At 39.8% G+C, this 14,466-nt stretch carries 12 protein-coding genes; 5 read left to right on the plus strand and 7 right to left on the minus strand.

Features of this window, described 5'->3' with window-relative positions; translation table 11 throughout:
- Position 1: 1 nt before the first annotated feature.
- The 3 genes from EL121_RS05425 (at position 2) to hemL (ending at position 4,963) form a co-directional block, all read left to right on the plus strand.
- Positions 2-2,122, plus strand: coding sequence for a type I secretion system permease/ATPase (locus tag EL121_RS05425; protein WP_231554694.1), 2,121 nt, complete (start codon positions 2-4; stop codon positions 2,120-2,122).
- A 62-nt stretch (positions 2,123-2,184) separates the two neighbouring features.
- Positions 2,185-3,552 (plus strand): HlyD family type I secretion periplasmic adaptor subunit, encoded by a 1,368-nt coding sequence (locus tag EL121_RS05430; protein ID WP_231554674.1) that lies wholly within the window; start codon positions 2,185-2,187, stop codon positions 3,550-3,552.
- Positions 3,553-3,682: 130 nt separating this feature from the next.
- Positions 3,683-4,963, plus strand: coding sequence for a glutamate-1-semialdehyde 2,1-aminomutase (gene hemL / locus EL121_RS05435; RefSeq protein ID WP_039198254.1), 1,281 nt, complete (start codon positions 3,683-3,685; stop codon positions 4,961-4,963).
- An 89-nt stretch (positions 4,964-5,052) separates the two neighbouring features.
- Here the strand turns inward: hemL and nagA are convergent, their stop codons facing one another.
- The 6 genes from nagA to EL121_RS05465 are packed head-to-tail and all read right to left on the minus strand — an operon-like array spanning position 5,053 to position 10,202.
- Complete coding sequence (nagA, locus tag EL121_RS05440; RefSeq protein WP_039198255.1) at positions 5,053-6,198, minus strand: N-acetylglucosamine-6-phosphate deacetylase; 1,146 nt, start codon at positions 6,196-6,198, stop codon at positions 5,053-5,055.
- A gap of 51 nt (positions 6,199-6,249) precedes the next feature.
- Positions 6,250-7,053 (minus strand): glucosamine-6-phosphate deaminase, encoded by an 804-nt coding sequence (gene nagB / locus EL121_RS05445; protein WP_015674267.1) that lies wholly within the window; start codon positions 7,051-7,053, stop codon positions 6,250-6,252.
- Positions 7,054-7,100: 47 nt separating this feature from the next.
- Positions 7,101-7,979, minus strand: a complete 879-nt coding sequence (gene nanA, locus EL121_RS05450; protein ID WP_039198256.1) for an N-acetylneuraminate lyase — start codon at positions 7,977-7,979, stop codon at positions 7,101-7,103.
- A 20-nt stretch (positions 7,980-7,999) separates the two neighbouring features.
- Positions 8,000-8,872, minus strand: coding sequence for an N-acetylmannosamine kinase (locus tag EL121_RS05455; RefSeq protein ID WP_039198257.1), 873 nt, complete (start codon positions 8,870-8,872; stop codon positions 8,000-8,002).
- A 9-nt stretch (positions 8,873-8,881) separates the two neighbouring features.
- Positions 8,882-9,571, minus strand: a complete 690-nt coding sequence (locus EL121_RS05460; RefSeq protein ID WP_039198260.1) for an N-acetylmannosamine-6-phosphate 2-epimerase — start codon at positions 9,569-9,571, stop codon at positions 8,882-8,884.
- A gap of 37 nt (positions 9,572-9,608) precedes the next feature.
- A complete protein-coding gene (locus EL121_RS05465; RefSeq protein ID WP_039198262.1) occupies positions 9,609-10,202 on the minus strand; it encodes an SGNH/GDSL hydrolase family protein in 594 nt (197 codons plus the stop codon).
- A 262-nt stretch (positions 10,203-10,464) separates the two neighbouring features.
- On the opposite strand from EL121_RS05465, the gene menD reads away from it, so the two are divergent.
- Complete coding sequence (gene menD / locus EL121_RS05470) at positions 10,465-12,171, plus strand: 2-succinyl-5-enolpyruvyl-6-hydroxy-3-cyclohexene-1-carboxylic-acid synthase (RefSeq protein WP_039198264.1); 1,707 nt, start codon at positions 10,465-10,467, stop codon at positions 12,169-12,171.
- Positions 12,171-12,938 (plus strand): 2-succinyl-6-hydroxy-2,4-cyclohexadiene-1-carboxylate synthase, encoded by a 768-nt coding sequence (menH, locus tag EL121_RS05475; protein ID WP_039198266.1) that lies wholly within the window; start codon positions 12,171-12,173, stop codon positions 12,936-12,938. The genes menD and menH overlap by 1 nt, the downstream gene beginning before the upstream one ends.
- 46 nt (positions 12,939-12,984) lie before the next feature.
- On the opposite strand, the gene EL121_RS05480 is transcribed toward menH, so the two are convergent.
- The gene (locus tag EL121_RS05480; RefSeq protein ID WP_081978379.1) at positions 12,985-14,391 is read right to left on the minus strand and encodes a HupA family protein; all 1,407 of its coding nucleotides are present in this window, start codon (positions 14,389-14,391) and stop codon (positions 12,985-12,987) included.
- Positions 14,392-14,466 lie beyond the last annotated feature (75 nt).

A 14,466-nucleotide genomic window follows, 5' to 3' on the forward strand; every position in this document is an offset into this window, starting at 1 on the left:
GATATTTATTTTGAATAATAACTTTGCATTAGATGGATTAATACTATTAGCTCAATTTCATAATATTCCAATATCCCCGGAACAAATCAAGCATAAATATGATATTTATGGGAGAGGGCTAGACTTACAATCTTGGCTACTAGCTGCGAAAGAGTTAGGATTAAAAGCTAAAGTAGTCCAAAAGGATAAAGTTCGTCTTCCATTTATCAACTTACCTATTATGGTATGGGACAAAAAAACAGCTAATCATTTCGTTTTAGCTCAAATAAATTATAAAACCAACCAATATTTGATTTATGATTTTGCTCTTGATAAAACTATCTTATTATCTGAATCAGATTTTGAACAACGCTATAGCGGCGAAGTTATCCTTGTGACTTCTCGTTTTTCAACTCTAGGCTCTTTAGCGAAATTTGATTTTACATGGTTTATTCCTGCTATTATCAAATATCGTCGGATTTTATTTGAAGTCTTATTAATTTCAGTTGCCTTACAAATTTTTGCCTTAGTCTCGCCTCTTTTCTTTCAAGTTGTAATGGATAAAGTTTTGGTACATCAAAGCTTTAGTACCCTCAATGTAGTTGCAATAGGTCTTATGGTTGTAAGTATTTTTGAAATACTATTAGGAGGTATACGTACATTTATATTTTCTCATACAACTAGTAGGATAGATGTTGAATTAGGGGCAAAACTATTCCGCCACTTGCTTTCATTACCTATTGCTTATTTTGAAGTTCGCAGGGTAGGAGAAATTGTAGCTCGAATAAAAGAGTTAGAGCAAATCCGAAATTTCTTAACAGGGCAAGCCTTAACAGCTGTATTAGATCTAATATTTTCCCTCTTATTTTTAATAGTCATGTGGCAATATAGTACTTGGTTAACATTAGTTGTTGTTATATCTCTACCGCTATATGCTATATGGTCTGCAATAATCAGTCCTATATTAAGGCATCGTTTAAATGACAAATTCTCCCGCAATGCGGATAACCATTCTTTCTTAGTTGAATCTGTTAGCGCCATGAATACAATTAAAACAATGGCAATTAGCCCGCAAATCACAGAACACTGGGATAAATTACTTGCTAGTTATGTGTCTTCCAGTTTAAAAGTAACTAAACTCACTACTCTCGGTCAACAAGGAATACTTCTAATTCAAAAACTAGTTGCGGTAGCCAATCTATGGATTGGAGCTCATTTAGTTATCAATAACGATATTACTATTGGACAATTGATCGCATTTAATATGTTAGCGAGTCAAGTTATGAGCCCTGTTATTCGTTTGGCGCAGTTTTGGCAAGACTTTCAACAAATAGGTATATCAGTTAGCCGTTTAGGTGATATTCTAAATATACCAACAGAAAGTTCTAAAAGTACAATTGCATTACCCCAAATTAGAGGGGAAATAGAATTTAAACAAGTATCGTTTCGATATCGCCCTGATGGAATGAATATACTAGACGCTTTATCATTTAAAATTCAGCCTAGTGAAATTATTGGTATAGTAGGACGTTCAGGCTCAGGCAAAAGTACGGTGGCAAAACTGATTCAACGTCTATACTCACCTTTACATGGTAGGGTTTTAATTGATGGACAAGATCTTGCTCTAATTGATCCCATTTGGTTACGCAGGCAAATGGGAATTGTCCTCCAAGATAATATTTTACTAAATCGTTCGATTCGAGATAATATTACTTTAGCAGAACCATCAATTTCTATGGATAAAATTATTGCTGTAGCGAAACTTGCTGGAGCTCACGAATTTATTATCAATTTGCCTGAGGGTTATGATACTTTAGTTGGTGAACAAGGTACTAATTTATCTGGTGGACAAAAACAACGTATCGCTATTGCTAGAGCACTAATTTCTGATCCCAAAATTCTTATTTTTGATGAAGCAACTAGTGCACTAGATTATGAATCGGAACATATAATAATGCAAAACATGAGAAACATTTGCGCGGGGCGAACTGTTATCATGATTGCTCATCGTCTTTCAACAATTATGCATGCAGATAGAATCATAGTAATGGATAAAGGGAAATTGGTTGAGCAAGGAAATCATTACTCATTACTTGAATTACAAGGAATTTATTACCATCTTTATCAGCTACAATCACACTAATTATGTTTTTTCTTAAATTACAAGCTATTAAAGATCTAATTCAGAAATATATCTCCATTTTTATGTCTGTTTGGAAAGGGCGCAAACAATTAGAGAATTTACCTAGAACAGCAGATGAGATAGAATTTCTACCAGCACATCTTGAATTATGTGAAAAACCTGTTTCAGGCTTGCCTAAATGGTCTGCAAGAGCAATGATTACATTTTTATGTCTTACTGTATTATGGGCCAATTTTGGAAAAGTTGATATAGTTGCTGTAGCTCAAGGGAAAATTACTACAAGTAGTAAGAGCAAAAATATACAACCTTTAGAAACAGCAATAGTTAAACAAGTATATGTGAAAAATGGTGAGAGAGTTCATAAAAACCAGCTCTTAATTTCATTAACTACTACAGGGGTCGATACCGACTTATTCCAATCTCAAGAAACATTAATAGCAATGGAGTTAAGCCGTCTACGTTTACTGGCCTTACTTGAAGGTATTGAACAAGAAAATAAGCCCATTCTAAAAAAGCCCTCTATCGTATTACCAATAACAAAATTAAAGCAAGAGCAAGAACTTGCTATTAATCAGTATTATGCATGGAAAGCTCAGAAACAGAAATTAACAGCTCAAATTGAACAAAAGCAAGCAGAAAAACAAACTATTTTAGGAAATATTGATAATTTAGAAAATATCCTTCATTATGAAAAGGAAAGAAATCATGATTTATATAAATTATATAAACAAAAAAGTGCATCTAAACATGAATATTATCAACAAAAAAATAAAGTTTTAGAAATCGAAAGTAATTTAATAACTCAAAAAAATCGCTTTAATGAAATTGAAAAAGAAATCATACAATATCAACAAGAATATCATAATTTCATTACTTCATTTAAACGGGATTTATTATCTGAATTAAAACATATATCTAATAATTTATCTCTAGCATCTTTAGACAAAGTAAAAGCAGAGCAAAGGCATGCTTTTATGGAGCTTCGTTCTCCTATAGATGGAGTTGTTCAGCAGCTTCAAACTTATACTATTGGAGGAGTTGTTACAACTGGGCAATCATTGATGATGATTGTTCCAGAAGAAGATAAACTAGAGATTGAGGCGGTTATTAATAATAAAGATATTGGTTTTATTAGAGCTGGGCAAGATGTTATTATAAAAGCTATAGCTTTCCCATATACAAAATATGGTTATATTACTGGAAAAGTAAAGAATATTAGCCTAGATGCGATTCAAGACGAAAAATTAGGATTTGTATTTAATACCACTATTTCTATGGATAAAAATTATTTGCTTATAGATGATCTACCATTATACTTAAAGCAAGGAATGTTAGTTTCCGTTGAAATTAAAACAGGCAAACAAACCGTCATAGATTATTTTCTCAGCCCTCTTAATTCTACAATTAATGAAAGTTTAAGAGAACGTTAAAAAAACAAACCATGTGAAAAATAATTGTATAGTCTATATAATTACTTAATTATAAATCTTTTTATTTGTTGCACTTAGAATATAAATTCAAGAGAATAAGGGCTATATTTATCAAGTAAGGAAAACACTAATGACCCTCTCAGAACAACTGTTTGAAAAAGCTCAGAAAGTTATCCCCGGTGGTGTAAATTCACCGGTGCGTGCATTTAAAGGTGTAGGCGGAACACCGGTATTTATCCAAAAAGCGGAAGGTGCGTATATTACCGATTCGGACGGTAAGCAATATATTGATTATGTCGGTTCTTGGGGGCCAATGGTATTAGGTCATAATCACCCGGCAATTATTGATGCGGTACTGAAAGCGGTACCGAACGGTTTAAGTTTCGGTGCGCCGACCGAAAGCGAAATCACTCTCGCTGAATTGGTTACCAAATTAGTCCCTTCTATCGAATTAGTCCGTATGGTCAGCTCAGGTACCGAAGCAACCATGTCGGCGATTCGTTTAGCACGCGGTTATACCGGTCGTGACAAAATTATCAAATTTGAAGGCTGTTACCACGGACATTCCGATTCGCTATTAGTAAAAGCCGGTTCCGGTGCGTTAACCCTAGGTCAGCCAAGCGGTCCTGGTGTACCTGCTGATTTTGCGAAGCACACGCTCACTTGTACTTACAACGATTTAGATTCGGTAAAAACCGCTTTCGAACAATATCCGAATGAAATTGCATGTTTAATCGTTGAGCCTGTTGCCGGCAATATGAACTGTATTCCGCCGAAAAATGATTTCTTAAAAGGTTTACGTGCTTTATGTGATCAATACGGTGCAGTGTTTATTATCGATGAAGTAATGACCGGTTTCCGTGTCGCATTAGGCGGTGCGCAAGCCTATTACGATGTTAAACCGGATTTAACTACACTCGGTAAAATTATCGGTGGCGGTATGCCGGTTGGTGCATTTGGCGGTAAAAAAGAGATTATGGAATACATTGCACCGACAGGGCCGGTATATCAAGCAGGTACACTTTCAGGCAACCCGATTGCGATGGCAGCCGGTTTAGCTTGTTTAACCGAACTATCCAAAGCGGGCAACGAAGAGAAACTTGCTGCACAAACTAAAACATTGGCGGAAGGTTTTAAAGCATTAGCGGATAAACATAACGTACCGTTAACCGTACAATATGTCGGCGGTATGTTCGGTTTATTCTTTACCGAACAAGCGGAAATCAATAATTTCCAAGATGTGATGAAATGCGATGCGGCGAAATTCAACCGTTTCTTCCATTTAATGTTAGAACAAGGCGTGTATCTTGCCCCAAGCGCATTTGAAGCCGGCTTTATGTCTCTTGCACATAGCGATGAAGATATTCAAGCGACATTAGCAGCGGCTGACAAAGCGTTTGCAGCACTCTAATCCATAAAACAAGCGGTTAAATTTCAATGTTTTTTTGCAAAACTTTCTCGAAATTTAACCGCTTGTTCCATTCAATGCTTATTCAATTCTTAGCTAAAAGCGTTCCATTCACCGTTGACTGCACAACCAATCACTTCGAAACGGTTGGTAAAAACGGTCAGATTCGCAATTTTACCCACTTCAATCGAACCTAAACGATCATCAACACCAATCGCTTTCGCCGGATAGTAATTACACATTCTCAGCGTTTCGTCTAACGGAATCCCCACTTCTTGCACCGCATTTTTAACCGATTCGATCATCGTAATTGATGCACCGCCTAAAGTGCCGTTAGCGTCATAGCATTTACCGTCACGCACATACACCGTAGTACCGACAAAATCAAATTGTTCGATATCCGAACCTGCCGCTGCGGTGGCATCGGTGACGATACAAAGCTTGTCGCCTTTAGCTCGTTTGGCGATTTTGACATTACCGAATTCTACGTGTAAGCCGTCCACAATAATACCGGTATAAACCTCATCGCTGTCTAACACGGCGCCGACAACGCCCATTGCACGTCCGGAACTGATCGGCGACATCGCATTGTGTAAATGGGTAGCAAAGGTTGCACCGTTAGCAAACGCTTGTTTTGCCACTTCATAAGTGGCGTTCGAATGCCCAACCGACACAATAATGCCGCTTTTCACAAAATCAGGAATTGCTTTTGCGGTCGGGTTTTCCGCCGCTAAGGTAATTTTGGTGATCACATCAGCGTTATCACATAAAAACTGCTGCATTTCGGGGCTGATTTCACGCACATATTCGGCACGATGTACACCTTTTTTCTCAAGGCTGAGATAAGGGCCTTCCAAATGCAAGCCGAGCGCTTGGTTTTGATATTTCTGCAAATAATCACGCATCGCCGCAACTACTTGTTTCATTCCCTCATCAGGCGCAGTAATAAAGGTCGGCAAATAACTTGTCGTGCCGGAACGTAAATTGGTTTGCTGCATAATTTCAAAAGTGTTAACTGTCGGTTCACTGTTTACCATTACGCCGCCACAGCCATTTAGCTGTAAATCAATAAAACCGGCGGTGAGATTATGCCCTTTTAAATCAATACGTTGGATATCGTCCGCTAATTGTTCTTCACGTACAATCGCTTGAATTTTGTCATCTTCAATAACAACTGCGTGCCCATATAACACATCTTTAGCGGTATAAATTACACTGTTGGTGAAAGCATATTTCATTCTTGTTCTCCAAAGGAAAAGGTCTGTTAATAGTGTAACAGACCTTAAAACTTACAACACGCTTTGAATTGCATTTGCTTCTAGTTGGGTGAAATATTTCACGGTTTTGACTTTGAGTTCTTGGGTTGCCGGTTCGTCACACACCACAATTCCCCGTTCATGCAATTGCAGGGCACTAACCGTCCACATATGGTTTACCGCCCCTTCCACACAAGCCTGTAATGCCAATGCTTTATTGTGGCCGGTAATCAGTAACATCACTTCTTCCGCATCAAGTAATGTCGCTACCCCAATGGTTAACGCATATTTCGGTACTTTAGTAACATCATTATCAAAAAAGCGAGAATTCGCAATCAAAGTATCTTCAGTGAGTGTTTTAATCCGAGTACGTGAACGCAAAGAAGAAGCCGGTTCGTTAAAGGCGATATGACCGTCCACACCGACACCGCCCATAAACAGGTGAATTTTGCCGTACGACTGAATTTTCTCTTCATAACGGCGACATTCCTCATCATGATCCTCGGTATTGCCGTTCAAAATATTGATATTTTGCGGCTGGATATCGATGTGATCAAAGAAGTTACGGTGCATAAAGGTATGGTAACTCTGCGGGTGTTCCTTAGGTAAGCCTACATATTCGTCCATATTAAACGTAACCACATGCTGAAAGCTCACTTCGCCGGCTTGGTATAAACGAATCAATTCCTGATAGGTTTGTAGCGGCGTACCGCCGGTCGGTAAACCTAACACAAAAGGACGATCAGCCGTCGGTTGAAATTGATTGATTCGTTCAACAATATGACGAGCAGCCCAAAGGCTTACTTGCTCACTGGTTTGTAATGGGATAAGACGCATAATATTTCCTAATTATTGTTGTTATATATATGACAAGCGGTCAAATTTTATAAAAATTTTGCATAAAGCGCTTTTGCCACTTCAAGTTGTTTATCGGTTGCTTTGGCGGTCATCGGCTCACGGCAATAACCGGCTTCTACACCTTGTAATTTAAGTAATTCTTTAATGGTGAGATATAAACCGTTCGCTAAAATGCCTTCAATCAAATCATTGGTAACGTGTTGTACCGCTAACGCTTCCGCCAATTTACCTTGTTTGGTCAATTCAAAAATTTGACGAGCGCGCGGGGCGTTCACGTTGAAGGTCGAACCGATTGCGCCGTCCACACCTAGTGCTACCGCCGGTAACATCATTTCATCAAAACCCGCCCAAATTAAATGGTTCGGATAGGCTTTTTTCAAGCGTTCTAATAAATAAAAATCGCCCGCGGTAAATTTCACCCCTAAAATTTTCGGATTTTTATACAATTCGCCGAACTGCTCTACACCGATATTCACACCGGTTAAGAACGGAATCGAATAGACGATCATATTGTTGCCGGTTTCCGCAATAATGGTGTCGTAATAATGTTTAATTTCGGCAAAACTAAATTTGTAATAGAACGGTGTCACTGCCGATAAACAGTCATAGCCTAATTCGGTTGCATATTTACCTAATTCGACCGCTTCTTGTAAATTCACGCTACCCACTTGAGCAATCAGCGCAATTTGATCTTTCGCTTCGTCTTTTGCGATACGGAAAATTTCTTTTTTCTCTGCGGTGGAAAGCATAAAGTTTTCGCCGGTTGAACCGCCGACATATAAACCGTCCACTTTCATTTTGTCGATATTATGACGAATAATTTGGCGTAAGCCTTTCTCATTAATTGAGCCGTCCTCGTTGAATGCCACGAGTAACGCACTAAAAATACCGGTTAAATTTTTCATATTATGTTCCTTAAATTTAATTAAAAATGTTGTTCCGCCCATGCTGCCGCACCGATTAAACCGGCATCGCCGCCATATTTCGCTGCTTCCAATTCACAATGATAGAAATGCGGCATTTCGGCTAAATATTGTCGTACAAGCGGTAAATAGCCTTCCGCCAAGCCGACACTGCCGCCGATCACCACTTTTTGCGTATCCAAACCAATGGTTAAATCCGCCACTAAATTGGCGATCGCTTTTGCAGATTTTTCGACTAATTCGACCGCTTGTACTTTGCCCGCTCGGAATTGCTCAAACACTTGTTTCGGGGTACAAGGCTCTGCCCATTGGCTTGAAACCGCTTCGATAGCTCGCCCGGAAGCAATCGCTTCCACACAACCTCGGCGACCACAGCCACAGATTGGCCCGTTCGGATCCGCTAAGGTATGCCCGATATGTCCTGCTACGCCATTCGGTTGGGTTAGCAATTTGCCGTTTTGGATAATGCCGCCACCAACCCCGGTTGAAACGGTAATAAATACGAAATTTTCGACCGCTTGTTTATCTTGATGTTGATATTCGGCACAAGCCGCCGCTTGTACATCATTGAGTAAAAAAATCGGTTTGTCAGTATGACATGCAATACTTTCTTGCAACGGAAAAAAAGCTAACCCACCTAAATTTTTCGGGTTTAATGCGGTCAAAACACCGTTATTGATAATACCGGTTGAAGCCACCGACACCGCATCAAACTGCCCTTGGTACTGTTGCAAAATGTTCGCTAAAGTGTGGTGCATCGCTTCCGCCGCATCTTGTTGTGGTGTACTGATTTGTCGGCGTTGGGAAATTAGCCCATTTTCGACTAACGCTGAAGCAATCTTAGTACCGCCAATATCTAATGCTAAACAACGCATAAACGCCTCCTAAGCTTTCGCCGTTTTGATTGCATCAGCAAACCAACCGACAATATGTTCTAGGCGAGTTAATGCCGAACCGACCGTGACGCAATCCGCGCCGATTTCAATCGCGGTTTTTGCCAGTTGTGGTGAGTTATAACGCCCTTCCGCCATCACGAAGCAGCCCGCTGCTTTTAAGTCTTTAACTAACTGATAATCCGGTTCATTCGGTACTTCCCCGCCGGTATAACCCGACATTGTGCTACCGACAATATCAAAACCGAGTTGTTGGCAATATAGCCCTTCTGCCAAGGTCGAACAGTCCGCCATTGCCAAACAGCCTAGCTCGTGAATCCGTTTCAACGCCGCTTCAATCGTGACCGGTCGCACCCGATCCGTACCGTCCACCGCAATAATATCCGCACCGGCTGCCGCTAAATCTTCAATATCTTGTAAAAACGGCGTAATGCGTATCGGGCTATCCGGTAAATCACGCTTTACAATCGCAATGATCGGCGCTTTTACAGTTGGACGTGTTGCCTTTAAATTATCTACCCCTTCAATACGTAACCCTGCCGCTCCCCCGATAATCGAAGCTTGTGCCATTGCTGCGACAATCTCCGGCCTATCCATCGGGCCGTCATCAACCGGCTGACACGAGGCGATTAAACCGTTTCGAATCGTATTTAATATTTCCGTACGAGATAACTTTGACATATAAACTCCTTGAGTCTGTTATGCTTTCCAACACACATTACACATAAGCTTCTAATAAGCGGCGTAAGATCGCATAACCCTGTAAATTGAAGTGCAAACCGTCCGTTGTAAATGCCGCATTGAGGTTTCCCTCTGAATCCGCAAATGCGTCAAAGGTTTTAACAAAAGTAAGATTTGCCGGACAATGTTCGCTGAGATAGGCATTAAGCTGCTGAATTTGGCTGTTCGTGACTGTATGAATATGACGAACAGGCGTGGCTTCCAACAAGAAATAACGGGTATTTGGCATTGCAAGCGGTTGAATTTGCTGAATAATTTGCAATAACCAATACATGACTTGGGTAGGAGAATAGTCAGGCTCTTTCACAATATCATTTACGCCTAAGAAGAGAAAAACCTTTTGCCCTAATGAAGTAATGCGTTGCGGTTTCGCAATCACGTCTAAGTATTGGCGGGTACTCACACCGGAAATGCCTAAATTTGCCACCGACAAACCATTAAGCGTCAGTTCATGTTGCCAATCACTCCACATATCAAATAAAGAATGACCAAGCAAACTGATGTCCGCAATACGTTTAAACTCCGTATTTTTTGCGAGATAACGCCGAACAATATCCTCATCTGACAACATTTCTCCAAACCTCATAAACTTTATGAATAAATACGCCATTTATTATATCCATAATGGCGTAATTTTCATTTAGTAAAATAGAAATATGTGAACTACTTCTCATTAATTCTTGGAAAAACATCAAAAAACAATGAAATTAAAGGAACAAAAATGGAATAAAATGCATATATAAGCGGTAATTTTCCACCTATTTTTTACAGATTTTGCTACAATCTTGCCATTTAGTGAAAATTCAACCAGTTATTAAGAACAGAGAAGAGATATGACAGTCAGCACCTTTAACCGCTCTTGGGCAAAAGTAATTGTGAATGCCTTATTACGTTATGGCGTGAAACACTTCTGTATCGCACCGGGTTCACGTTCAACACCTTTAACACTCGAAGCGCTTCAGTTGCAACAAGACCAACAAGCGCAATGCCACAGCCATTTTGATGAGCGTGGATTAGGCTTTTTTGCCTTAGGTATTGCTAAAGCGACCAATGATCCGGTAGCGATTATTGTGACCTCAGGCACAGCGGTGGCAAACCTTTACCCTGCCGTTATCGAAGCTAGTCTCACTCATCATAAATTGATCGTACTTTCTGCTGATCGCCCACCGGAATTAATCGGCTGCGGTGCAAATCAAGCTATTCCACAACAAGGTATTTTTGCTAATTATCCGGTTGCGAGCGTTAATTTACCAAAACCGGCGGAACACTATAACGCAAGCTGGTTAGTCGCAACTATTGAGCAAGCCTGTGTCACGCAAAACCAACAAGGCGGCGTGGTACATATCAATGCGCCGTTTGCCGAACCGTTATATGAAGCGGACGAAAATGCAATTAGCACTCACCCGTGGTTAAAACCGATTCAAAGCTGGTTAATCAATTCACAAACGAAATGGATTAACAGCCAAACGATTCAAAGCGAAGTGTCAATGCACGAGAATTGGGATTACTGGCGTACCAAACGCGGTGTAATCGTGGTGGGTAAATTACCGGTCGAACAAGGTATCGGCATTAAAGCATGGGCTGAAACGCTCGGTTGGTGCTTACTTACCGATGTACAATCTTGCGTAGATGCGAGCTTACCGTATGCAGATATTTGGTTGTCGAACAATACGGTTCACCAACGCTTGCTACAAGCGGATATCGTGATTCAATTCGGTAGCCAAATCGTGAGTAAAAGAGTGAATAAATTCCTTGAAGAATTTAAAGGCGAGTTTTGGCAAGTGGATGAATACAGCAATTACCTCAATCCGTTTGCGCATCATCAAACCCGCTTTGTGGCAAAAGCGCACCATTTCCTACGTGTGCATCCGCCGCTTCGCCAAAAACCGTGGTTATTAGAGCCGCTGGCACTTTCACAATTCTGTGCCGGTTTTATTGAGCAACAAGTCGGCGGCAGCCTAAACGAAGCTTCATTAGCACATCATATCGAAGAAGTATTGGCAACTAACGGTAATTTATTTATCGGTAACAGCCTCTTCGTGCGCTTAGTCGATGCGCTATGCAAATTACCTGAAGGTTATCCGGTTTATACCAACCGTGGTGCAAGCGGCATTGACGGTTTAATCGCAACCATGGCGGGTGTAGCAAAAGGTAGCGGTCAACCGACTGTCGGCGTGCTTGGAGATATTTCTGCGTTACACGATTTGAACTCTATCGCCTTACTCAACAAAATCAATCACCCTTGCATTTTGTTTGTGATTAATAATAGCGGCGGTGCGATTTTCGATATGTTACCAGTGGAGGCGAGAGCCAAAGAACAATTCTACCGCTTATCGCATAACTACGAATTTGCATCAATTGCGACCATGTTCGGCATTGAATATATCCGCCCGTTCACTTGGGCTGATCTGAAAGCCAAACTGAAACTCGCTTACGGACGTAAAGGCGTGACTATCGTTGAAATTAAAGTGAATGATCAAGACGGTAGCAACCTTTATAAATCATTAATCAAACAAATCTCTCAAGCGGAAATTGCCTAATGCTCCACGCAACATGGCACAGTGAAACGGGTACACCGGTGGTTTTTCTGCACGGTTTACTTGGTTCACAACAAGATTGGCAAGCGGTGTTAGACCGCTTGCAAAATTTTCCGCAAATTCGACCGCTTACCATTGATCTCCCCTTACATGGTGCAAGCGAACATATTGCCTGCCACGGCTTTGCTCACGCCAGAGAACTCATTCATCAAACCATTTTGCAATATATCGGCAATCAGCCTTTTTATTTAGTCGGTTATTCATTAGGTGGACGTTTAGCGTTGGACTATGCACTCAATGCCAATAATCCTTATCTCAAACATACTATTCTTGAAGGGGCGAATATCGGCTTAACGACGGATACGGAACGCCAAGCACGTTGGCAAAACGATCATCAATGGGCGGAACGTTTCCGCCACGAGCCGATAGTGAAAGTATTAAATGATTGGTACCAACAAGCCGTTTTTGCCAATTTAGACCAAAACAAGCGGTCAAATTTAATCGAAAAAAGACAAAACAACAGCGGCTTAGCCATCGCCACGATGCTTGAAGCAACTAGCTTGGCAAAACAGCCGTCTTACGCCCAACGCTTACAACAAGCCACCAAGTCACCAATCACATTTTTTATCGGCGAGTACGATCAAAAATTTCGAAATATGGCAGAGCAAAATCAGCTTACTTACCAAGTGATTCCGCAAGCGGGACATAATACCCATTATGAAAACTCACTGTTTTTTACCAAGGCTCTACTAAAACTTATTACAAACTAAAAAAGCTATCCCTTTGGGATAGCTTTTTGATTAACTGGTAAAGCGTTTATTTTTTATTTTCCGTAGCAGTAGCGCCGATTACACCTTGCCATTCTCCTTTAATACTCTCAGCCTTCCCTGCAAGCACTTCGCCATTTTTACCAAAAAGACCGCCAGAGAAGTTTGCATCAGGAGTTAATTTTCCTGGAGTATCATCTATTTTTTGAGAAAATAACATAGCATTTGAAATCGAACCATCGCCATTAACTTTGACTCCATTCACCTGCTTTTCCAATAATTTAACTTTATTAAACTCACCTAACTGCCAATAACCACCATGATTATCAAATATCTTCATTGATAATTTTTTATCTGCATCATTATACGATGCTTGTACATCTGCTACTAAATTTTGGTTATCTACATTTTTATAGCTATATAGCATATGACCATTATATTTCATAGATTTACTCGGAATCATTTTTGATGATTCATCCATAGATAATAAATAATGTCCTACAAGATCTGCATCATTAATGCCATCACGTTCACCTTCTCTTACTTGGTTTAATTGCATATATCCATAATAACCCAGTAGTCGACCTGTAGAATCTTTTAATGTTCTAATATCTGAACTCGAAATCTTATTAGTAATAGCTAAATTCCCACGCTTTAGATCTTCATCTAATAAAGATATTGTGACACTATCATTATTATCTAGTTGAAGATTTAATACGACATCAGAAATACTAATATTCCCGGAATTAATATCCTTAACTCCTAGCTCTTTAAGGATTTCCTCATTACTTTTATCTTTAAGTTTAATATCCTTATTTGAATCTTCTGATTTTGGTTCATTTACTTGTGGAGCCACTTCTTTTGGCTGCTCCATGTTTGAATGATCCACTTGTGGAACCACTTCTTTTGGCTGTTCCACCTTTGAATTATCTACTTGTGGAACTGCTTCTTTTGGCTGTTCTACTTTTGAATTATCTACTTGTGGAACCACTTCTTTTGGCTGTTCCACTTTTGAATTATCTACTTGTGGAACCACTTCTTTTGGCTGTTCCACTTTTGAATTATCTACTTGTGGAACCACTTCTTTTGGCTGTTCTACTTTTGAATTATCCGCTTGTGAAGCTGCTTCTTTTGGCTGTTCCACTTTTGAATTATCTACTTGTGGAACCACTTCTTTTGGCTGTTCTACTTTTGAATTATCCGCTTGTGAAGCTGCTTCTTTTGGCTGTTCTACTTTTGAATTATCTACTTGTGGAACCACTTCTTTTGGCTGTTCCACTTTTAAATTATCCGCTTGTGAAGCCGCTTCTTTAGATTGCTCCACTTTGGGTGCAAGTATATCAGTTTTAGCTTTTTGGTTATTAGGCTTAGTCGCGGAACCCGATGAACAACCACTACACGCCGTAAGAATCAAGCTAGCCGCCAAAGTAGCTGTTAATTTTGTTACAACATTCATTTAAAAAATCCTTACAATTAAACACTATCACACTTAAAACATTAACTTACAAAGTAAGTTATATAAAAGTAAATA

This window comes from Actinobacillus equuli, assembly GCF_900636745.1.
Taxonomy (GTDB): domain Bacteria; phylum Pseudomonadota; class Gammaproteobacteria; order Enterobacterales; family Pasteurellaceae; genus Actinobacillus; species Actinobacillus equuli.

Bases quoted from the DNA above. Each gene is read 5' to 3' on its own strand.
- EL121_RS05430 (WP_231554674.1), top strand. From the start codon at position 2,185: ATGTCTGTTTGGAAAGGGCGCAAACAATTAGAGAATTTACCTAGAACA.
- hemL (WP_039198254.1), top strand. From the start codon at position 3,683: ATGACCCTCTCAGAACAACTGTTTGAAAAAGCTCAGAAAGTTATCCCC.
- nagA (WP_039198255.1), bottom strand. From the start codon at position 6,198: ATGAAATATGCTTTCACCAACAGTGTAATTTATACCGCTAAAGATGTG.
- nagB (WP_015674267.1), bottom strand. From the start codon at position 7,053: ATGCGTCTTATCCCATTACAAACCAGTGAGCAAGTAAGCCTTTGGGCT.
- nanA (WP_039198256.1), bottom strand. From the start codon at position 7,979: ATGAAAAATTTAACCGGTATTTTTAGTGCGTTACTCGTGGCATTCAAC.
- EL121_RS05455 (WP_039198257.1), bottom strand. From the start codon at position 8,872: ATGCGTTGTTTAGCATTAGATATTGGCGGTACTAAGATTGCTTCAGCG.
- EL121_RS05460 (WP_039198260.1), bottom strand. From the start codon at position 9,571: ATGTCAAAGTTATCTCGTACGGAAATATTAAATACGATTCGAAACGGT.
- EL121_RS05465 (WP_039198262.1), bottom strand. From the start codon at position 10,202: ATGTTGTCAGATGAGGATATTGTTCGGCGTTATCTCGCAAAAAATACG.
- menD (WP_039198264.1), top strand. From the start codon at position 10,465: ATGACAGTCAGCACCTTTAACCGCTCTTGGGCAAAAGTAATTGTGAAT.
- menH (WP_039198266.1), top strand. From the start codon at position 12,171: ATGCTCCACGCAACATGGCACAGTGAAACGGGTACACCGGTGGTTTTT.
- EL121_RS05480 (WP_081978379.1), bottom strand. From the start codon at position 14,391: ATGAATGTTGTAACAAAATTAACAGCTACTTTGGCGGCTAGCTTGATT.